Raw genomic sequence first — 19,662 nt, 5'->3', positions numbered from 1 at the left:
ACGACCCGCCGCCAGGCGGACACATCAGTCCGCGAGCTTGTCCGGCAGCACGCCCACGGTGAGATTTCCTCCCCGGGCGAGGTCCAGCACTTCCATGGCGGCGCCGTAAGGCACGTCGTCGCCCGCGTCGAAAAACACAATCTTGTCCGGGCGCGCGTTGAGCATGCGCTGCAGTCGCGCGACGACCTGCTCGCGCGGGACTTCCTCCCGGTTGATGCGCAGCACGCCAGCCCGGTCCACCGTGAGCACCACCGGCGGCAGTGCATCGGGCGGGGGTGGAGGTGGCTCCTCCTGCTTGTCGCTCTTCGCGGGCACCGTCATCCACATCTGCTTGGTGAGCAGCGGGGTGACGACCATGAAGATGATGAGCAGCACGAGCACCACGTCCACCAGTGGCGTCACGTTCATCGTCGGGCGGAGTCCGCCCGCTTTGCCGCCTCCGAGGTCGAATGCCATGGCGCGCTCCTACTTCTTCCTGTCGATGACCTGCAGGTTGATGCCCGGGAAGCCCAGGTCCTGCATGCTCTTGAAGACGCCACGCACCTCGGAGTAGCGCACGCCCCGGTCCGCCTTCAGCACCACGGGCGAGTCCGGCTTCTTCTCGCGCAGGGCCTTCAGCTCGACGAGCAGCGCCTCCTTCTTCAGCTCCTTGCGGTCCATGAAGATGGCGCCGTTGGAGGCCAGGCTCACCGTCGTCGGCTCCAGCTCCTTGTTCTCCTTGTCCGGGTTCGTCGCGGCGGGCAGCTCCACGGACGCGCCCGACTCGATTTGCGGCGTGACGACCATGAAGATGATGAGGAGGACGAGCACCACGTCGACCAGCGGCGTGACGTTCATCTCCGGGGTGATGCTGCTACGCCGGGCGGACATCGAGCCCCTCCCGGCGCGCCACCGTCTCCGGCCCGGTGGCCACCGCGCCGTTGTTCACGCCCGCGCGCTTGTCGGAGGGCATGTCCTCCAGGTGGTCCATCAGCTCGCTGCGAGCGGCGTCCAGCGAGAGCTGGAGCGCGTCCGCGCGGGTGGACAGGAAGTTGAACATCAGCACCGCGGGGATGGCGACGAGCAGGCCCAGCGCGGTGACGACGAGCGCCTCGGCGATACCGGCGGACACCGCGCCCAGGCCGCCGGAGCCCTCCTTGGCGATGCCGGCGAAGGCCTCGATGATGCCGACCACGGTGCCGAGCAGTCCGACGAACGGCGCCACCGAGCCCACCGTGGCGAGCAGCGACATGCCGCGCCGCACGTCCGCGCTGACGCGGTCGTTGATGCGCACCAGCTCGCGGCGGGTGAGCTCCACCGGGCCCAGCTTGCCCGCGGGCAGCTTCGACTTCGCGAGGAAGGCCTTCATGCCGCCGCCGAGCAACACGGCCAGGTGGCTGCCCTTGGTGCCCTCGGCCTCCTTCACCAGCGCTTCGTGCTGGTGCTGCATGAGGAGCTGACCGGCGCGAGCCGCGAAGGCGCGCGAGGTGGCGCGGGAGCGGAAGAAGACGAACAGTCGCTCGAAGAAGACGGCGAGGGACGCGACGGCGAAGAGCATCAGCGTCCAGGCGATGCCCAGGGCGAACACGCCCATGTGGTTGTAGATGTCGCGAAGATTGAAGTTCATGACGAAGTGCTCCTGGGGGGCAGGTGCGGGTGAGTCAGACGGCCTACGACTTGAGACGGAACGGAACCTTGAAGATGCGGAAGACGGCGGTGGGGCGGCCCTCGACGACGGCGGGCTTGAAGCGCCACGTGCGCACGGCGGAGAGCGCCGCGCTGGCGAACGGCTCGTCACCGCGCATGACCTTGAGCTGGGTGACGCGGCCATCCACCTCGACGACGCCCTTGAGGATGACCATGCCCTCCTGACCCTTGGAGCGGGCCTCGGAGGGATATTCGGGGATGAGGTTGGACTCGAGCGGCTCCGGCGCGGTGGCCGACTCCGGAAGGTTGATGGGGGCCGCGCGGCCACCACCAGCCGAGAGGCCCTCGCCGCTCCCGGTGCCACCCACCCGACCGCCCGGCACGAGCGCGCCGGTGCCACCCACGGCGATGGGCGCGGCGGCCACCGTCTCCGTGGCGGCCTCGGGAGGCTTGTCGAGCGGCACCGTCGTCGGCGCGACGATGGGCGCGGGCGCGACGAGAGGGGCTGTGGGAGGCGGCGCCTTGGCGAGCACGGGAGGCGCGGCCTTGGGGGGCAGCTTGGGCTTGGGAGGCGCGGGCGGCGGCGGAGGCGGGGGCTTCACCTCGACGACGGGAGGGGGCGGGCGGAAGACGACGTCCGTGCCCTTCTTCTCCTGGATGACTTCGCGCACCTTGCCGGCGAAGGAGACGACGGCGACTCCGATGAGCACGAAGACCGCGACGGACGCCGTGGTGGAGAGCGCGAACCTTCGCGCCGAGGCGACATCAGAGGCGCTGTCGAACGTTTCGAACATGGCTGACGCGCATATAGCGACGCCATGTTTCAGGGGTGTCCGGACCCCGTGACACTTTCAGGCCAGGAAGATGACGGAAGTGTCACGGCGCCCGCATGCCACGCAGGGTGCGAGGCAAACGGGCGAGAGTGTCACCGGCGGTCATCGCGCGAGGCGCACCTTGTTGGCGGATCTGCCACAGCAGGGCGATCAGCAACCCTGAGTAGATGAGCGCGAACGGGCGCATCAGCAGCACGTCATGAGACCAATCGAACCCCAGTCCCTTGTCGGAGAACACGGTGCCGATGAAGGCGATGACGCCGACGAGGGTGAGGTTGGTGCGGAAGCGGCCCTCGGTGGCGGCGCGCACCAGCGGCCAGGCGAGCACGTAGTTGGCGCGCCAGGCCAACGGTGACAGGAGCGTCACGCCCAGGCAGCACAGGGCCAGCAGGTCCGCGGGGCCGGGCCGCGCCCACAGCACGCCCGCGATGAACAGGGCGATGGCGACGAGCTGGGCCAGGGTGATGGCGAACGCGGGCGGCGTGGCGACGGAGCCTGGATGGAACAGGGTGATGAGCAGCGTGGGCAGGCCCTGCGCGTTGGTGCTGAGCACCCAGGGAGGCGTGGTGCGGGCGAGCGTCTCGCTCCACAGCTGGAACTGGGTGAGGGTGCCGTCCCAGCCATAGCGCGCGAGGGTGGGCAACGACAGCACGACGCCGAAGACAGCGGTGGCGCCGATGACGCGCCAGTGGCGGCGCCAGAGGAAGAACAGGCCGATGAGCGCGGCGGGGGGCTTGAGGAGGAAGGCCACCGCGAAGGCCGCGCCGGGACGCCACACCTGGCCGCGCTCGGCGCCGAGCGCGGAGACGACGACGAGCAGCAGCATGACGACGTCGACCTGGCCGTAGAACAGCTCGAAGGTGAAGGCGGGCAGCAGGGCGATGGTGGTGAGCGCGGGCGCCCAGGCCCAGGGCGTGGCCTCACCGGGGCCATGCGGCGAGCGGCGAGTGAGTCGCGCCACGGCCACGAGCGCGAGGATGGAGCCGACGTTCCACAGCGCGACGGCCAGTCGAGGGGGAAGGACGCTGAAGGGGATGAAGAGGGGCGTGGTGACGGGCGCGTACTTGAACGGCATGGTGCCGTCGGAGACGCGGTAGAGGTCCGTGCCCTCGATGAAGCGCTCGGCGGCGGTGAGGTAGACGCGGAAGTCCACGCCACGGCGAGGGTGCTGTCCCACGGCGACGGCGGCCACCAGCAGCACGGCCAGCACCAGCCACCAGAGCCAGCGGGCCCACTTCGTGGAGGTGTACTTCGCGGTGCTCGCGGTGTCGCTCAGCGCGCTCGCGGATTGAGATGAGGTCGTCACGGGGCCGGGCTCCCGGGCTCGAGGACAGGGGAGTGGACGGGCCCGTTCACTCGGGGTGCGGGCGAAGGGCGGGGAAGGCCGTGGTGTCGGCACGGCCCCGGGGCGTCGACGGTCATCGAGGAGGCTGGGAGTGCGGGGAGGTGTTCACCATTTCACGTCGGAGCCCTACCGGGCAACGGCCTCCGTGTGGGGGAGCGAGGTGGATCTCCGACTTGGAGTCCACCCGGCTGCCCCGACGTGTCGCGGAGGTTGTCACACTGGGTGTGCCCGGATGTGCGGTGTCGTCGCGGAGGAAGGTGTTTCACTGACCTGGCGGCACATGCGGGCGCCGCCGTGTCGCGAGCGGGACGCTCGGGCGCCCTGGTGGATGAGCCTCCCTGGGGCTGTATGGGATTGAGCCCTCCCGCACAATGACAGTCATGCGGGCCAGGCTCGTGACAGATGACGTCTCAAGTGTGTGGAGTCCTTGAGCAGGTGTTGGGGGTTTCCTCTCGTCTATAGAGCGGACGTTCTCCGGAAATCAGTGGATAAACTGGAAAAAGGCTTCCTCCGATGATGACAGTGATTCGCTGTTCCGGAGGTGGTCCCGATGTCCGCGAAGATTCCCTCGAAGCTCCCGAAGTCGCTGTCCTCCCTGCCCAAGAGCGCTGGGAGCGCCGCTGAGCTGGCTCAGAAGCACGCTTCGAAGGCCGCTGCCGCCAAGCCCGCCAAGGCGGCCAAGCCCGCGACGGGGCACTCGAAGAAGGACAGCTTCGAGGCGAAGAAGCCCGCGAGCTCGACGCCGACGGTGAAGACGAACAGCGCGGGGAAGACGACGGTGAATCTGGGGGCGGGGGACAACAAGGCCACGGTGAAGGCGCGGGCGGATGGTGGGCTGACCATCACGAGCATGGCGGATGGCAAGAAGTCCACGGTGCAGCTCACGGCGGAGCAGGCGAAGAACGTCACCATCCAGGGTGGCAAGGGGAATGACACCATCAAGGTGTCCGCGGGGGTGAAGCAGAACCTCCGCATCGATGGCGGCGCGGGCAATGATTCGCTGCGAGGTGGCTCCGGCAACGACAAGCTCGTTGGTGGCGCGGGCAACGACAAACTGGTGGGCGGCAAGGGTGACAACACGCTCGTGGGGGGCGCTGGCAATGACCGCCTCGTGGGCGGTGGTGGGCGAGATGTGCTTCGTGGCGGAAGCGGGGACGACTTCATCCAGGGCGGCGCGGGCAACGACAAGCTGCTGGGTGGTGCGGGGCACGACAAGCTGCTGGGGGGCCGGGGTCGAGACACGCTTTACGGTGGCTCGGGCAATGACCTCCTGATGGGAGGGCAGGGGAACGACCTCGCCATGGGTGGCAGCGGGAACGACGTGGTCCTGGGTGGTGCGGGTCGTGACGTCGTCGCGGGCGGCACCGGGAACGACATCGTTTACGGCGGCTCGGGCCGAGACCTCGCCATGGGTGGCAGCGGGAACGACGTGGTCCTGGGTGGTGCGGGGCGCGACGCCGTCGCGGGCGGTACCGGGAACGACATCGTTTACGGCGGCTCGGGCCGAGACCTCGTGATGGGCGGGCAGGGGAACGACCTCGCCATGGGTGGCAGCGGGAACGACGTGGTCCTGGGTGGTTCGGGTCGTGACGTCGTCGCGGGAGGGACGGGGAATGACCTGCTCCACGGTGGCGCGGGGCGCGATGTCCTCCTGGGCCAGGAGGGCAACGATGTCCTCCTGGGCGGCCGTGGAAGGGATGTGCTCAGCGGCGGTCCCGGCAATGACGTGCTGTTCGGCGGCAAGGTCAAGCGCATCATCGTGGGCTGACCTAGGGCTCGGCTCCACGTGGCGGCTTCCCCGTCGTCACGTGGAAACTCCCGCGCGGGCTCGTTCATGAGCCCGCCACGCCTCACCGAGCGCACCAATGAACGGGGCCACGGGCACTGGCGAAATCCAGCGCCGCACGTGCCTCGCGCTACAGGCCGTACTCCTCCAGCAAGCGCAGCCACACCTCGCTCATCGTGGGGAACGACGGCACCGCGTGCCAGAGCGTGTCGAGCGACACTTCACCCGCGACGGCGATGGTGGCCGCGTGAAGCATCTCGCCCACCTCCGGCCCGGTGAAGGTGGCGCCCAGGATGACCCGGCGCTTCTCATCCACCACCAGCTTCGCGGTGCCGCCGAGCTTCTCGCCGAACAGCGAAGTGCCCGACACCTTGCCCAGGTCGTACTGCACGACGCGCACAGGCAGCTTTGCTTCACGGGCCTTCGCTTCCGTGAGGCCCACGCTCGCCACCTGCGGGTGCGTGAAGATGACCTGCGGCGTCGCCTTCGAGTCCGCCCACGCGCTCGTCTTCTTGCCCGCGATGACGTCGCCCACCAGGCGCGCCTGGTACTTGCCCATGTGCGTCAGGAGATTTCGTCCATTCACATCGCCGCACGCGTAGAGCCAGCCACCCTCCACGCCCTTCGCGCGGAGCTGGTCATCCACCTGCACCGACTCGCCGGCCTTCAGGCCCACCGTCTCCAGGCCCAGTGAGTCCGTGCGAGGCACGCGCCCCATGCCCACCAGCACCTCATCGCCCTTCAGCTCCTCGCCCGTCGAGAGCTTCACCGTCACCTCGCCCTGACCTCCGGCGCGACTCACGCTGGCGATGGACGTGCTCAGCATCACCTTCACGCCTTCATCCCGGAGGGACTGGGCGACCTGCTCACCCACGAAGGGCTCGAAGCGCGACAGCAGCGCCTTGCCGCGCTCCACCAGCGTCACCTCCGAGCCCAGCGAGCGCCACGCGAGCGCCAGCTCCACGGCCACCACGCCGCCGCCCAGCACCAGCAGTCGCTTGGGCACCTGCTTCGCGGCAGTGCCCTCGCGGTTGTCCCACGGCTTTGCTTCCTTCAGCCCCGCGATGTCCGGGATGCGCGCCCGGCTGCCCGTCGCGAGCACCACCGCGCGCTTCGCCTCCAGCTCGCGCACGGAGCCGTCCTTGCCCTCGACACGCACCTTGCGAGGTCCGGCGAGCTTGCCGTGGCCGCGCACCACCGTCAGCTTCGCGCCCTCGGCCCACTTCACCTGGGAGTCATCCTTGTAGTGGTTGACCATCGAATCTCGGTGCTCCAACACCGCGCTGGCGATGAGCGGCCCCTTGATGGTCTCCCGCACGCCCGGCGAGTGCTTCGCCAACCAGAGCGCCTCCGCGGGACGCAACAGCGCCTTGCTCGGAACGCAGGCCCAGTAGGAGCACTCGCCGCCGAGCAGCTCGTGTTCGACCAGCGCCACGGACAGTCCGGCCGCGGCGGCTCGAGCGCCCGCGTTCTCTCCCGTGGGCCCGCCACCAATCACCACCACATCGAAGACATCCGCCATGTGTTCGCCCTCGCGCCCTGCTGCGTAGGCAGGGAGGCACGAAGGGGCCAATCCCACTCGAGGCTTCTCGTCGGATGGTGGAAAGAAGGGGTGGCGACCACCGGCCCTCCACGCCCGTTCCAGGACAGTCGTCGGCGCGCGCTGTCCTCCAGGTGACGCCGGCCTTGTCCCCAGAGGCGGGGGCTCATCCCCGCGCGTCAGGAGTCCCCGGGCCTTTTCGTCCGCGTCCGCCGGGGAACGCGGGCCGGCGTCGACGGCCGTGCGCTCCCCTCGACTGAAACCCACGAGAGTTCGTGCTGGAGACTCCGAGCGCGACGGGAGGTGTGCCATGGGGACTGCGATGAACGGTGTCTCGGGTCGCTTCGCGTCGTGCACGTCTCACGGAAGCTGAGCCGCTCCCTCACCTGCCTTCGTGGCTGAGTGGGTCGGAGCGAGTCGCTTCCAGAACGAGCCAGCACCGCGCGCAAGCCGTTGTCACCGTGCACTCCGGCCGCGCCGTACGCGCGGCCTGCTGGGAACTCTTCGTCCACTCATGTCTTCTTCCAGGAATCGTCGTCCCCGCGCGTCCCGTCGGCGCGAGGGTGCTGCTTCGTCGTTCTCGCTGTCGTCGTCCGAGCCTCCTTCCGCGCGTCACCTGCGCGTGCAGTCCACCCTCTTCCAGGAGGTCTCCCTCCTCTTCCGGAGCGGGCTGTCCGACCCGCGACTCGAAGGTGTCTCTCCGACGTCCTTCGAGCTGACGCCGGATGGCCGGCTCATCCGCATCGGCTACACCCTCACCCCCGCGGCGGCGTCGGGGGCGCGCGAAGTCCAGGAGGCGCTGGCCCGAGCCAGCGGCTATCTGCGCTCGCAGCTCGCCCAGCACCTCGACCTCAAGCGGGTACCGCAGCTGCGCTTCATCTACATCGGCGTCGCGGAGCGCTCGATGGACGCAATGCCCGTCGAGTCATCAGACACCGTCGTCACCGAGGACGAAGACGCCACGCTCCTTGGCGACGACGGCGACGAAGAAGGAGGTGAGTGATGAGTCCCCGCGTCCTCCCGGCCGAGCCCGGCGCTGTGCCCGTCCTCGTCTGGGCGCGAAGCCTCCCACCGGGCGCGGAGCAGCAGCTCCGGCACCTCGCCTCGCAGCCCTACGTCGTCGAGCACGTGGCCGCGATGCCGGATGTCCACGTCGCCAACGGCGTCGCGGTGGGCTCCGTCTTCGCCACCGCGCACCACGTCGTCCCCGGCGCCCTCGGTGGCGACCTGGGCTGCGGCGTGAGCGCGTACCGCTTCGAGTATCCCGCCGCGTCTCTGGGACGCGACACGCTGGAGCTGTTGCTCACCCGCCTGGCCCAGGCCATCCCGGTGGGAGACGCGACGCATCGAGGTCGCGGCCTGCCACTGCCCGCGGCGCTGGAGGCTCCGGCGCTCTCCACCCAGAAGCTGAGCCATGCCTGGGAGCGGCTCGCGCCGCGACACCTGGGCACGCTCGGCGGCGGCAACCACTTCGTCGAGCTGGACCGGGACGCTGGAGGAGACCTCTGGCTGCTCCTGCACTCGGGCTCTCGTGGCGTGGGGGCGGCCATCGGCGAGCATCACCAGCGTGTCGCGAAGGCGCTCGGGGAAGGCAGCCTGCCCGGCCTGAGCCTGCACACGCCGGAGGGCGCCGCGTGCCTCGCGGACCTGGACCTCGCCTGTCGCTTCGCCCGAGCGAACCGCGACACGCTGGCCTCGCGAGCCCTCGAGGTGTTGTCCCGGACACTGGGCATCGAGGCGGATTCACGGTCCACGGTGGACCTCCACCACAACCACGTCGCCCGTGAAACACACTTCGGCCGCGCGCTGTGGGTGCACCGCAAGGGCGCGGTGGGGCTGGAGGCGGGACAGCCAGGGCTCATCCCCGGCTCCATGGGCACCGCCTCCTATGTGGTGGAAGGCCGGGCCGAGCCCCGCGCGTTCCGCTCCTGCTCCCACGGCGCCGGTCGCGTCCTCACCCGACGCGAGGCCCGCGCCCGCATCCACCCCTCGGCCCTGGCCCATGCCCTGCGACGCGTGGTGCATGACGCCGGCCGGGCCGAGTCGCTCGTCGAGGAGGCCCCCGCCGCCTACCGCGACATCGTCGAGGTCCTGGAGGACGAGGCGGACCTCGTCACCCCCGTCCGGCGACTGACGCCCATCGCCGTCCTCAAGGGCTGAGCCCCTCCGCGCGGGGGCCCGGATGCACGTCGCCGGGCCTCCGCCGATACACGCGGAGTGATCAATTCACTCCCGGTGGAATTCGGCGCCCCAGAGGCGGTTCTTTCCGGGGTTGATCCGCGTGGAAGTGGGGTGGGAGGGGTGCTTGGCGCATCTCAACGTCAGAGTGGGTTCCCGAGCCCGTCCAGATGCCGTAGAATCGGCCGCCAGAAGTACACGTGCGAACCTGCTGGGGCGTCGTCTAATGGCAGGACATCAGACTTTGACTCTGAGTATCAAGGTTCGAATCCTTGCGCCCCAGTCATTCCGCTCCGGGGGGACGCGGTAGCCAGCGCGTCCGTCCGCGTGCATGTAGGACGGTGGCCCGATGCCGCAGAAGACGCTCCTGCTGGTCTCCGTGGGAAGCCCGACGGCAACCCTGTTGAAAGACCTCCAGGACCCACTGACCACACAGATGGGCACCGCTTCGGTGGCGGCGAAGGCGGCGCTCCCGACGCCGGCCTATGCCTTCAACAAGGACCGTGCCCAGTACCACTGCAACGCCATCATGCGTCGGCTCACGCCGATGATGGAGCCCGGTCAGCAGATGGTGCTCGGCGTGACGGACGTGGACCTCTTCGTCCCGGACTCGCCCTTCGTCTTCGGCGAGGCGGACCGCGAGTCCCGCACCGCCGTGGTGAGCATCTTCCGGCTTCGCCAGGGCGCTGACGGCGAGCACCTGCGGCGGCGCATCCAGGTGGAGGTCATCCACCAGGCCGGCCACCTGCTCGGGCTGTCCTACTGCGAGGACCCCCGGTGCGTGATGTTCTTCGCGCAGTCCCCGCAAGACTGTGACCGCAAGCAGCTGTCGCTCTGCAACCAGTGCCGCAACGAGCTGGTCAAGCTCAACCGCTGAAGTCGTCACGCGGGGCCGCCCGTGAATGCCGTCGCTCGCGTTGACGTCCGACCCGGCGCGCCCTGTAGTGCGGGGCACTTGGACCGGGCCGGTTACGTGGAGCGACTGTGATGACGGGGACGCGGTATTTCGTCGGTGGGCTGTTGGCGGTGGGGCTGCTGGGTGGCTGCGAGCCGTTCGAGGATGACGGTGGTGGCGGTGGCGCGGGCAGCGTCCGGTTCAGCAAGGGCTTCGCCTTCGTGCGCGAGGACGACCGCAACGTCTTCGTGGTGGATGACGCGGGAGACCCCAACAGTCCGCAGCGGCTGACCAGCACCGGCGGCGCCTACTGGCCCTCGGTGTCGAGAGATGGCCGCAGCATCGTCTTCGTCCAGCGCGGCGGCGCCACCTCGCTGCGGACGGTGCCCACCACGGGCGGCACCGTGGCCACGCTGTTCAGCGAGAACGACGCGGCCTGCGCGCGGGGCTGCACCAACTTCCGCACGCCCACCTTCAGCCCGGACAGCCGCAGCGTCGTCTTCGTCTTCTCCCCCGGCAACAGCTCCCTCACCTCGCTGGGGCGGGTGAACACGGACGGCAGCGGCTTCCAGGAGCTCACCCCCAATCTCTCCGTCGCCTTTGGGGCGCCGTCCTTCGTCCCCAACGGAACCGCCGTCGTCGCGCCCGCGGGCAGCGGACTCCAGCAACTCAACCAGCTGGCGTACGTGCCGGTCTCCGGAGGCGCCATCGTCTACTCGTCCCTGGGCAACGACGTCGTGGCCGTGGCCAACCGCGTCGCGGTGTCGCCGGATGGCTCGCAGGTGGCGCTGGACGGGCGCGGCTCGTCGAGCAGCGTGCGCACCTACGTGGGCACCCTGAGCGGAGGTCGCCTGGGGGCCTTGCGGCGTGTCACGAGCTACGGCGGCGCGAGTGCGCAGGAGACGTGGCCGGTGTGGACGGGAGCGGCCCAGGTCGGCTTCCTCTTCGCTGACTCGGCGGGTGGGGACCCGGGCATCTACCGGTCCACCGTGAGCGCGACGCCGTCCAACTCCGTCACGCTCGCCGTGCCCAGCGCGGCCGAGCCCTCGTACGGCCCGCTGTAGTCCCATCCTGGCGTCACTGGCATCCGCGCTCGCGAGGCGCGATGCTGTCCGTCAGGAGGCTGCCATGTCCCTCTTCGATGCCGTGCTCGCGGGAGACCGCGAGTCCTTGAAGTCCCAGCTCGACGCGGGCGCGGACCCCAATCCGTTCGATGACGAGGGGCTCACGCCGCTGATGGTGGCGGCGCGGGATGGACACACCGGGCTCGTGGAGCTGCTGCTGAAGGCGGGCGCGGACGCGACGATTACGAACCGCATCGGCGAGTCCGCGGTCATCATCGCCGCCGCCCATGGCAGCTCGAACTCCGTGTCGCTGCTCTGGGAGAGCGCGACCGAGGACGAGCGCTCCATGGTGCCCATGTTGCTGGGCTCCCATGCCATCACCGGACCGGGCCTTACCTCCCCGCCCACCCCTCCGCCGAAGGACGACTTTCGCCGCAAGCTCGCGTCGGCGGGTGCGTACGTGGCGGGCAAGCTCGGGGATGACGGGGCCACGAAGCGCTTGGAGCGGGCGCTGCGTTCGGAAAAGCAACGCAAGCCCTGAGCACGCGTCCGTGTACGGACACTCGCGGCGTTCACCAGCCTCCACGCGCGAGTGAGCCCGCACCGTGAGGGAGGCGTCACGCGTACGGTCCGCCCTCATTTCGAAGTGAGACCTCGCGCAGGCTGATGTCGAGGCCCCGGGGGAGCCACCGCATGGCGATGTCCGAGCCGAAGATCGTCCTCAGCGGGACGGTGCAGGGCCTCTTCCAGATTGCGTTGAAGGACCGCCTGTCCGAGGACGCGTGGCGCTTGCTGCGCGAGGCGGGGTTGGACTTGTCCGTGCCGCTGCAGCCGACGTATCCCATCGCCTCGTGGCTGCGCTGGCAGCACATCGTGCTGCGGGACTTGTGGCCGGACCAACCGCTCGACGAGGCCTGGCGTCTGCTGGGCCACACCGTGATGGAGGGCCTGCTGGCCACGGTGCTCGGCCGGATGCTGGGCGTGGGCGCCCGCGCGCTGGGGCCGCAGTTCATGCTGTTCCAGCTCAACCGGGGCTTTCGCGGCACGGACAACTACGTGGAGACGCTGGTGAAGGCCAGCTCGCCCGGGCGCGCCGAGCTGTGGCTCAGCGACATCAACGACAGGCCCCTCTACTACGTCGGTGTCCTGGAGTTCCTGCTCACCCTCTCCGGCGCGAAGGAGCCTCGCGTCTCCATCCTCGCGCGCGAGGGCTCCGCCTGCACGTACCTCCTGGAGTGGGTGAAGTGAGCACCTGAAACGACGAAGGCCCGGGGCTTCGCGGTGGAAGCCTCCGGGCCCAGGTCTCTGCTTGCGTGCCGTTACTCCGGCTTGGCGCTCAGCGTCGCGCCGGGAGCCACGCCACCCGCGGCGCCGGCGCGCGTCTCCATCGCGTCGGCGACCAGCTCGGTGATGTCCTTGACCTTGATGTTCCCCTCGCGGCCGGTGTCGTTGACCGCGTCGCCGAGCATCGTCGAGCAGAAGGGACACGCGACGGCGACGATGCCCGTGCCGCCCTTCTCCTTGTAGTCGCCCACCAGGCCCGGCTTCTTCTTGTCCGCGGCGTTGGGGAACGGCGTGGTCGGGTCCTCGGCGTGCTTGAGGGTCAGCGCGACTTCGTTCAACCGGTTGTGGTTGATGCGCGTGCCGATGTGCTCCTCCATCCACATGCGACCGCCACCGGCGCCGCAGCAGAAGCCCTCGCGCTTGCTGCGCTGCATCTCCACGACTTCCAGCCCGGGGATGGCCTTGAGCACTTCGCGGGGCGCGTCATACACGCCGTTGTGCCGGCCCAGGTAGCAGGGGTCGTGGTACGTCAGCTTGGTGTTCATCACCGCGGACAGCTTGATGCGCTTGTCTTTCAAGAGCTCGTTGATGAGCTCCGTGTGATTGATGACGCGGTACTCGCCGCCGAACTCCGGGTACTCGTTCTTGATGGTGTTGAAGCAGTGCGGGCACTGGGTGATGACCGCCTTGACGCCCATCGAGTTCCACGACTCGACGTTCGTCTTCGCCATCGTCTGGTACAGGTACTCGTTGCCCATGCGGCGCGCGGAGTCGCCGTTGCACATCTCCTGCTTGGACAACGTGGCGAAGCTCACGCCCGCCTCCCGCATGATTTTCACCAGCGAGCGGCTGACCTTCTTCTGCTTGTCGTCGTAGCTGCCCGCGCAGCCCACGAAGAACAGGTACTCGTACGGGCCACCTTCGTCACCCCACGTGGGCAGCGCCAGGTCCTCGGCCCACTCGTCGCGACGGTCCTGGCCCAGGCCCCAGGGGTTGCCCTGGCGCTCCATGCCTTCGAACACGCGCTGGATTTCAGGCGGGAATTCCGCCTTCACCTGCACCTGGTAGCGGCGCATGTCGATGAGGCGCGGCACGTTCTCGATGAACACCGGACACGCCTGCTCGCACCAGCCGCAGCTGGTACAGGCCCACACCGTCTCGGCGCTCAGCGCGCCGCCGACAATCTCCTGCAGCGGCTCCTTGATGCGGTTGGGGCCGTAGCCCTCTTCCACCCACTGCTCGTGGTCCCAGATCCAATGCTTCAGGTCCTGGTTGACGGCCTTGTGCGTGAGCGGCTTGCCGGTGATGTACGTGGGGCAGTGCGTCTGGCAGCGACCGCACTCCGTGCACGAGTACAAATCCAGGCCCTGCTTCCACGTGAGGTCCTTCACCGTGGCGGTGCCGAACTCTTCCTTCTCTAGATTCGGCGTGGGCAGCTTGCCGGTGGAGTGGGTGCGCTGGAAGAAGACGTTGGGCAGGCCGGTGATGATGTGGAAGTGCTTGCCGATGGGCAGGAAGTTCAGGAACGCCAGGACGATGACGAGGTGGGTCCAGAAGCCCGCCACGCCCAGCACGTGCGCCGCCGTGGGGCCCAGGGGCATCATCGCCAGGCCCGTCAGGCTGGTGACCGGCTCCCACCACACCAGCGCTGACGGAGTCGCGGGCACCTGCGTGGCGCCCATGGGCACCTGCGCCGCCGCCGCGTTCGCCGCCACCATGTGGCTGCCGCCGAAGATGAACTCCGAGACCATCAAGCCGGAGATGAAGCCCAGGATGAGGTACGCCTCCCAGGACTGCGACATGCGGTCCGGCTTCACCTTCCAGCGCGTCCACACGTAGTAGCCGCAGCCCACCAGGGCCAGCGCCGCCACCAGATCCTTGATCAGCAGATATCCACGGTAGGCGCCCAGCAGCACCGTGTTGTCCAGCCAGAACGGGTGGCTCAGGTCGGTGAACAGCTCCAGCGCGCCGGACGAGAAGCCCATCGCGAACATCATGATGGTGCGCACCTGCAGCACCATGAACGCCGCGTAGATGAGCACGTGCATCAAGCCCGGGGTGAACTCCTCCGGGTCGACCATGCGCTTCTGCCCGAGCCCGAAGAGCACGAGCCGCTTGATGCGCAGCGGGATGTTGTCGAGCCGGTTCTCCGACTTCTTCATCGCGAGCAACACGCCCACGCGACCAGACATGGTCATCACGAAGATGGGGATGGCGATGGCAAGCAATAGGCCGGTGATGATGGGACTCATTGGGACTCGGAGGACCTCTGGGGGGACGCGGCGGAAGGCCCGTTGCCGCGACGCGGCAAAACTGGAGTGCCCGTCAACCCTAACAGGGGTGATTCTCGAATCAAGCGCTGAGCGGGCGGGGTGTCCGGGACTGAAGCACGGAGCGGCGCCACGAGCGAGCAAGCTTGCTCGCTACACGGATTTACTGACACCCACACTGTCAGGCAGCCTCCTTGAAAATGGCCAAGTGTTGACCGCTGTGTGGTTCCCTCCGACGCCAGTCCGACCTACCTTGTACGATGGCCTCGCAGGCTGTCGGGCACTGAACTCCTCTTTAAACCACTGAAATAATTGGGATGAAGGCTGGAGGGCAGGCAGGCGGGCGAGGGGCCGAAGCAGGGATTGGAACTTTGATGCCCCAAGGGCTTTACAGCGCGGGGCGACATGGTCACCATGGTTGGTAAATCGGTCAACGAGTCGCAAGCCGGGCACCGCATAGGGCGGACCCACGCGGACCGAACAGGGGGGCGCCCACAAGGAGGCGAGCCGAAAGGCCGTCCACCTTCCCTGAAGCGGAGCGCCCAAAGGAGTCGGACATGGTTCACGATGACACCACCTACATGGACGATGAAGGGCTGCCGTATGTGGACCTCGCTGAAGATGGTGAGAGTGAGTCCGTGATTTCCGTGGATGGTTCTCCTGGCGGCCGGATGTGGGGCTATGCCGAGGAGAAGTGGGGCGGTTGGAGCGCGGCGGAGTGATTCGTTGCCCCCGCGGCCGGTGGATGCGCGGGGGCGCTTCTTTGTAACGGGTGGTTCGGCTCGTGCGGTGGCGCCCCAGGCGGGTGGCTCCCGGGCCGGTGGTCACGCGGTCAGGACCTACCCCCGTCCCTGCACGGTGTGAAGGGTGCTACCTCTTGCTTCCGAGGTGTGTCTGCCCACATCCTCGACGTGGAAGCCTTCCCTTGAGGATGCAAGCCTTCGGGTGTTGTGGCCCATGAGACTTCCGGTCGTGAGGGACGTCGTCTCTCACGGAGCGGTTCGCGGCGGAATGTCTCGTGAGAGCGCGCGGGAGCACGGATGAAGCAGACGGCCTTGGCAGTGGAGCGCGACGGGGAGAACGGCCGCGAAGTCCTGCTGCTCGTGACGCTGGAGGCGGACGCGGACGCGCCTCGCGCCCCCGTGACGGCGAACCTCGTCCTGGACCGCAGCGCGTCCATGCGCGGTGTCCCGTTGCTCGCGGCGGTGCAGGCCGCGCAGTCCCTGGTGGAGCGCGCCAGTCCTCGCGACTACCTGGGCCTGCTGACCTTCGACGCGGAGCCAGAGCAGCTCCTGCCCGTGCGCGCGATGGACGCCGCCGCCAAGACGCAGTTCCTCAAGGCCCTGTCTCGGCTGGAGTCCGGTGAGGGCACCGCGCTGCACGAGGCCATCGAGCGAGGCGCGGAGGCCGTGCGCCGCGTGCTCGTCCCCGGCGCGCGTCCGCAAGTGCTGATGCTCACGGATGGCGAGCCGTCCGTCGGCCCCTCGCACCTCTCCGACTTCAAGACGCTGGGCGCGCGCGTCGTGGAGTCCGGCGTCGTGCTGCACGCGCTGGGACTGGGGCGGCACTACCTGCCCGATATCCTGGAGGCGCTCACCGGCCCGTCCGGCACCGGCTTCGTCCATGTGGATGACCCGGAGGGCCTGCCGCTGGCGGTGGGCACGCTGTCCGCGGAGCTGTTCGGCGAGGTGGGCTCGGACGCGCGCGTGTACGTGCTGCCCTCGGGCTTCTCGGAGCTGCGCTGCCGCCACCGCTACTCCTCTCGCGTCGAGGGCGACGCGATGAGCGCGTCCCTGGGCGCCGTGTCCCAGTCCTTCCCGCGTCGCGTCCTCTTCTCCGGCAGGCTGAACGCGGCCGACTGGAGCCTGGGCGTGACGACCTCGTACATGGAGGGCACCGACACGCGGCGCCTGCCCGTGCCGGTGGCTCGCGTGCTGCCAGACAGTGATGAGGGCCGCTTCGTGCGCGCGGTGTCCGCGGAGCTGGAGCTGGTGTCCGCCGAGGCCTCCGCGTGGAAGGCCCTGGGCCGCCGCCAGCAGGCCATCGCCGAGCAGGCGCTGGAGACCGCCGACCTCGCCCTCTACAAGCTCGCGCGGCTGGGCTCGCAGGAAGTCCCGCCGCAGCGCCACATGGAGCGACTGGCGGATCTGCGCCGCATCGTCGAGCGCCGCGCCGCGCAGCCCCAGGCGCTGGTGATGCGCCGCGCGCACTCCGAGGTCTCCCGCGTCACCTTGAGCCGCGTGGGCCCCGTGCTTCCGCTGCCCGCCCTGGCCCCCTGGAAGTCGGAGGACTGAGCCCCTCCCACGCCGGTCGCCCGGCTGCCCACCCTGACGGAGCGGGCCCTCGTGTTCGCACCGCGTCACCCGGGACGTCCCACGGCCCGTCGCATGCCCCTGGCGCGAGCGGGCACGGGGAATGTCCCCCTGCCTGGAAGGTTCTCCCTCGGAAGCGGGGCCCGTCGGATGCTGGCGAGCCGGCTTCGGGTGGGTTAACGGGAGACGCATGAAGCACTCGGTGTCCAAGAGGCTCGCCCTGGTGGGCGGTATCGGCATGTGGCTGCTGGCGGCGGTGGCGCAGGCGGCGCTGCCTCCGTCCGCGGTGGCCACGGGCGCTCCCGATGAGGGCGACCCGCGCTTGGAGGCCGCGCTGCTGGTGGATGCCACCCAGGTGAAGCCAGGCGACACCTTTCGTGTGGGAGTGCGCTTCCGGTTGGACCCGGGCTGGCACATCTACTGGAAGAACCCGGGCGACTCCGGCCTGGAGACGGACGTCACCTGGGACACGCCCGGCTCCACGGTGGGCGCGCTCCAGTGGCCCTTCCCGAGCACCTTCCGCACGCCCGATGGCTTCATCGTCACCCACGGCTATGACGGCGAGGTGCTCCTCTTCGCGCAGGCCCAGGCCTCCGAGCAGGCCACGGGCGCGCTGAACCTGTCAGCCGCCGTGAACGCGCTGGTGTGCGAGGTGCACTGCATCCCCGCCGACCTGATGCTCACGCGCTCCATCCCCGTGGGGCCGACGACGCTCGCGGACGCGGAGTCGACGCCGACGTTCGACGCGGCGAAGGCGCGGGTGCCTCGCCCGGTGGCGGACACCGGCCACACCGCCGCGCTCGCGCTGGACGTGAAGCAGCTCACCGCGGGCCAGGAGTTCACTGGCACCGTCACCGTGGCGAAGTCCGGCGGCGGCGCGGTGCCCTCGGCGGAGGCGGATGCCTTCGTCCCCGAGCGCATCCCCGGCGTGGACAAGGTGACGCTCACGCAGACGGCTCCGGGGCGCTTCGCGCTGAAGGGCAAGGCGGAGCCGGATGCGCCGCAGGCCGAGCCCCGACTCAAGGGCGTGCTGCGCCTGGGGACGGCGGCCACCGGCTATCAGGCGCTGGAAGTCGACGTGCCGATGGCGCCCTTCGCGGCAGGCGCGGCGGCGGCGCCCGTCGTGGCGAAGGCGCCCTCCATCAAGGACTCGCTCGCGGCGGTGAAGCCGGTGGCGAGCGCCGCGACGGCCGCGCCCGCGGAGTCGTCGATGGGCCTGGGCATGGCGCTGTTGTTCGCGTTCCTGGGTGGCGCGCTGCTCAACCTGATGCCGTGCGTGTTCCCGGTGCTGGCGCTCAAGGCGTATGGCTTCACGCGCATGGTGCGCCAGGAGCAGGGCCGGGTGGGCGCGCACGCGGCGGCGTACGCGGGTGGCATCGTGGCGAGCATGCTGGCGCTCGCGGGCGCGGTGCTGGCGGTGCGCGCGGGTGGCGCGGGCGTGGGCTGGGGCTTCCAGTTCCAGGAGCCGCTCTTCGTCGCGGCGGTGAGCGCGGTGCTGGTGGCGTTCGCCCTCAACCTCTTCGGCGTCTTCAACGTGGGCCTGGATGGCTCGGCGCTGGCGGGCAAGGTGGACCAGAGCCACGGCCTGCTGCACAGCGCGGGCGAGGGTGTGCTCGCGGTGGTGCTGGCCACGCCGTGCTCGGCGCCGCTGCTCGGCACGGCGGTGGGCTTCGCCTTCGCCGCGGGCCCGCTCACGGTGGTCGCCGTCTTCACCGCGCTGGGCCTGGGCCTGGCGCTGCCCTTCTGTCTGTTGGTGCTGGTGCCGGGGCTCGCGCAGAAGCTGCCGAAGCCGGGCGCGTGGATGGAGCGCTTCAAGCAGGTGCTGGGCTTCGCGCTCCTGGGCACCACGGTGTGGCTCGTCTGGGTGATGGGCGGGCTGGCCGGTGTGGATGGCATGGCGCGGCTGTTGGCCTTCCTCGTCGCGGTGGGCCTGGGCACGTGGGTGTATGGCCAGTCGCAGCTCCAGGAGGGCAGGCGTCGGTGGGGCACGCTGGCGGTGGCGGCGCTGGTGCTGGTGGGCTCGGGCGTGGCGGCGCTGCGCTTCGAGGAGGAGGCGCCCGTGGCTCGGGCGTCGTCCACGGTGGCGCAGGCGCAGCCGTGGAGTGACGAGGCGGTGGCCTCCGCGCTGGCGGCGGGGCAGCCGGTGTTCATCGACTTCACGGCGGACTGGTGCCTCACCTGCAAGTTCAACGAGCGCACCGTGCTGGCGCGCGAGGAGGTGCGCGCGGCCTTCACCCAGCACAAGGTGGCGTTCTTCGTGGCGGACTGGACGCGCCGCGATGCGCGCATCACCGCGCGCCTGGCGGACCATGGCCGCGCGGGCGTGCCCATGTATCTGGTGCTCAGCCCCGGCGCCCCGGACAAGCCGGAGGTGTTGCAGGAGCTGTTGACGGTGGACGCGGTGGTGGACTCGGTGAAGCGTGCGTCGGAGTGCTCACCGCTGCGCCAGCAGGACGGCTCGAAGGTGCTGTGCGCCGCTGGATTCCCTCGGCCTTGAAACGCAGTCATCCGCAGTCAGGCAGTGCCCTA

The 19,662-nt window shown here is 69.4% G+C and carries 17 protein-coding genes and 1 tRNA gene; 11 read left to right on the top strand and 7 right to left on the bottom strand.

From position 1 onward, the window contains the following. Positions 1-24 precede the first annotated feature (24 nt). The 5 genes from ACN469_RS01960 to ACN469_RS01940 form a co-directional block, all read right to left on the bottom strand. Positions 25-456 (bottom strand): ExbD/TolR family protein, encoded by a 432-nt coding sequence (locus ACN469_RS01960; RefSeq protein WP_498763539.1) that lies wholly within the window; start codon positions 454-456, stop codon positions 25-27. 9 nt (positions 457-465) lie between these two features. Then, positions 466-870: an ExbD/TolR family protein gene (locus tag ACN469_RS01955; protein ID WP_498763537.1), complete on the bottom strand. Its 405-nt coding sequence runs from the start codon at positions 868-870 to the stop codon at positions 466-468. Beyond that, positions 854-1,606, bottom strand: a complete 753-nt coding sequence (locus ACN469_RS01950; RefSeq protein WP_498763535.1) for a MotA/TolQ/ExbB proton channel family protein — start codon at positions 1,604-1,606, stop codon at positions 854-856. Before ACN469_RS01950 ends, ACN469_RS01955 begins: the two co-directional genes overlap by 17 nt. A 43-nt stretch (positions 1,607-1,649) precedes the next feature. After that, positions 1,650-2,420: an energy transducer TonB gene (locus tag ACN469_RS01945; RefSeq protein ID WP_498763533.1), complete on the bottom strand. Its 771-nt coding sequence runs from the start codon at positions 2,418-2,420 to the stop codon at positions 1,650-1,652. Positions 2,421-2,502: 82 nt separating this feature from the next. Beyond that, entirely contained in the window at positions 2,503-3,765 is a 1,263-nt protein-coding gene (locus tag ACN469_RS01940) for a glycosyltransferase family 87 protein (RefSeq protein WP_498763531.1), read from the bottom strand. A 589-nt stretch (positions 3,766-4,354) separates the two neighbouring features. Between ACN469_RS01940 and ACN469_RS01935 the strand changes: the two genes are divergently transcribed. After that, entirely contained in the window at positions 4,355-5,572 is a 1,218-nt protein-coding gene (locus ACN469_RS01935; RefSeq protein WP_498763529.1) for a calcium-binding protein, read from the top strand. A 148-nt stretch (positions 5,573-5,720) separates the two neighbouring features. On the opposite strand, the gene ACN469_RS01930 is transcribed toward ACN469_RS01935, so the two are convergent. Beyond that, positions 5,721-7,112 carry a dihydrolipoyl dehydrogenase family protein gene (locus ACN469_RS01930; protein WP_498763527.1) on the bottom strand — a complete coding sequence of 464 codons (1,392 nt, stop codon included), beginning with the start codon at positions 7,110-7,112 and terminating at the stop codon, positions 5,721-5,723. Between the two features lie 532 nt (positions 7,113-7,644). Here ACN469_RS01930 and ACN469_RS01925 point away from each other — a divergent pair. From ACN469_RS01925 to ACN469_RS01895, 7 genes are all read left to right on the top strand, one after another. Next, on the top strand, positions 7,645-8,133 hold the full coding sequence (locus ACN469_RS01925; protein ID WP_498763525.1) for a ribosome-binding factor A: 489 nt from the start codon (positions 7,645-7,647) through the stop codon (positions 8,131-8,133). Beyond that, positions 8,133-9,290: an RtcB family protein gene (locus ACN469_RS01920; RefSeq protein ID WP_498763523.1), complete on the top strand. Its 1,158-nt coding sequence runs from the start codon at positions 8,133-8,135 to the stop codon at positions 9,288-9,290. The genes ACN469_RS01925 and ACN469_RS01920 overlap by 1 nt, the downstream gene beginning before the upstream one ends. Positions 9,291-9,520: 230 nt before the next feature. Then, positions 9,521-9,591: transfer RNA gene (locus tag ACN469_RS01915), tRNA-Gln, on the top strand. 66 nt (positions 9,592-9,657) lie between these two features. Continuing rightward, positions 9,658-10,185 (top strand): non-proteolytic archaemetzincin-like protein, encoded by a 528-nt coding sequence (locus tag ACN469_RS01910; RefSeq protein ID WP_498763521.1) that lies wholly within the window; start codon positions 9,658-9,660, stop codon positions 10,183-10,185. Between the two features lie 110 nt (positions 10,186-10,295). After that, positions 10,296-11,267: a TolB family protein gene (locus ACN469_RS01905; RefSeq protein WP_498763519.1), complete on the top strand. Its 972-nt coding sequence runs from the start codon at positions 10,296-10,298 to the stop codon at positions 11,265-11,267. 64 nt (positions 11,268-11,331) lie between these two features. Further along, the gene (locus ACN469_RS01900) at positions 11,332-11,808 is read left to right on the top strand and encodes an ankyrin repeat domain-containing protein (protein WP_498763517.1); all 477 of its coding nucleotides are present in this window, start codon (positions 11,332-11,334) and stop codon (positions 11,806-11,808) included. Between the two features lie 152 nt (positions 11,809-11,960). After that, positions 11,961-12,515, top strand: a complete 555-nt coding sequence (locus tag ACN469_RS01895) for a DUF2378 family protein (RefSeq protein WP_498763515.1) — start codon at positions 11,961-11,963, stop codon at positions 12,513-12,515. Positions 12,516-12,586: 71 nt separating this feature from the next. Here ACN469_RS01895 and ACN469_RS01890 read toward each other — a convergent pair whose 3' ends face one another. Then, positions 12,587-14,803 carry a (Fe-S)-binding protein gene (locus tag ACN469_RS01890; protein WP_498763513.1) on the bottom strand — a complete coding sequence of 739 codons (2,217 nt, stop codon included), beginning with the start codon at positions 14,801-14,803 and terminating at the stop codon, positions 12,587-12,589. 575 nt (positions 14,804-15,378) lie between these two features. Between ACN469_RS01890 and ACN469_RS01885 the strand changes: the two genes are divergently transcribed. The 3 genes from ACN469_RS01885 to ACN469_RS01875 all read left to right on the top strand — a co-directional run bounded on the left by ACN469_RS01885 (position 15,379) and on the right by ACN469_RS01875 (position 19,630). Then, positions 15,379-15,543: a hypothetical protein gene (locus tag ACN469_RS01885; RefSeq protein WP_498763511.1), complete on the top strand. Its 165-nt coding sequence runs from the start codon at positions 15,379-15,381 to the stop codon at positions 15,541-15,543. Positions 15,544-15,861: 318 nt separating this feature from the next. Then, complete coding sequence (locus ACN469_RS01880) at positions 15,862-17,115, top strand: vWA domain-containing protein (RefSeq protein ID WP_498763509.1); 1,254 nt, start codon at positions 15,862-15,864, stop codon at positions 17,113-17,115. Positions 17,116-17,323: 208 nt separating this feature from the next. Beyond that, entirely contained in the window at positions 17,324-19,630 is a 2,307-nt protein-coding gene (locus ACN469_RS01875) for a protein-disulfide reductase DsbD family protein (RefSeq protein ID WP_498763507.1), read from the top strand. The last annotated feature ends 32 nt before the right edge of the window (positions 19,631-19,662 follow it).

It is taken from the genome of Corallococcus terminator (assembly GCF_049194865.1).
Lineage (GTDB): Bacteria > Myxococcota > Myxococcia > Myxococcales > Myxococcaceae > Myxococcus > Myxococcus terminator_A.
The sequence above is the reverse complement of the archived record's forward strand: the minus strand, read 5'-3'. Positions and strand labels throughout refer to the sequence as shown.

Bases quoted from the DNA above. Each gene is read 5' to 3' on its own strand.
- ACN469_RS01960 (WP_498763539.1), bottom strand. From the start codon at position 456: ATGGCATTCGACCTCGGAGGCGGCAAAGCGGGCGGACTCCGCCCGACG.
- ACN469_RS01955 (WP_498763537.1), bottom strand. From the start codon at position 870: ATGTCCGCCCGGCGTAGCAGCATCACCCCGGAGATGAACGTCACGCCG.
- ACN469_RS01950 (WP_498763535.1), bottom strand. From the start codon at position 1,606: ATGAACTTCAATCTTCGCGACATCTACAACCACATGGGCGTGTTCGCC.
- ACN469_RS01945 (WP_498763533.1), bottom strand. From the start codon at position 2,420: ATGTTCGAAACGTTCGACAGCGCCTCTGATGTCGCCTCGGCGCGAAGG.
- ACN469_RS01935 (WP_498763529.1), top strand. From the start codon at position 4,355: ATGTCCGCGAAGATTCCCTCGAAGCTCCCGAAGTCGCTGTCCTCCCTG.
- ACN469_RS01930 (WP_498763527.1), bottom strand. From the start codon at position 7,112: ATGGCGGATGTCTTCGATGTGGTGGTGATTGGTGGCGGGCCCACGGGA.
- ACN469_RS01925 (WP_498763525.1), top strand. From the start codon at position 7,645: ATGTCTTCTTCCAGGAATCGTCGTCCCCGCGCGTCCCGTCGGCGCGAG.
- ACN469_RS01920 (WP_498763523.1), top strand. From the start codon at position 8,133: ATGAGTCCCCGCGTCCTCCCGGCCGAGCCCGGCGCTGTGCCCGTCCTC.
- ACN469_RS01910 (WP_498763521.1), top strand. From the start codon at position 9,658: ATGCCGCAGAAGACGCTCCTGCTGGTCTCCGTGGGAAGCCCGACGGCA.
- ACN469_RS01905 (WP_498763519.1), top strand. From the start codon at position 10,296: ATGACGGGGACGCGGTATTTCGTCGGTGGGCTGTTGGCGGTGGGGCTG.
- ACN469_RS01900 (WP_498763517.1), top strand. From the start codon at position 11,332: ATGTCCCTCTTCGATGCCGTGCTCGCGGGAGACCGCGAGTCCTTGAAG.
- ACN469_RS01895 (WP_498763515.1), top strand. From the start codon at position 11,961: ATGGCGATGTCCGAGCCGAAGATCGTCCTCAGCGGGACGGTGCAGGGC.
- ACN469_RS01890 (WP_498763513.1), bottom strand. From the start codon at position 14,803: ATGAGTCCCATCATCACCGGCCTATTGCTTGCCATCGCCATCCCCATC.
- ACN469_RS01885 (WP_498763511.1), top strand. From the start codon at position 15,379: ATGGTTCACGATGACACCACCTACATGGACGATGAAGGGCTGCCGTAT.
- ACN469_RS01880 (WP_498763509.1), top strand. From the start codon at position 15,862: ATGAAGCAGACGGCCTTGGCAGTGGAGCGCGACGGGGAGAACGGCCGC.
- ACN469_RS01875 (WP_498763507.1), top strand. From the start codon at position 17,324: ATGAAGCACTCGGTGTCCAAGAGGCTCGCCCTGGTGGGCGGTATCGGC.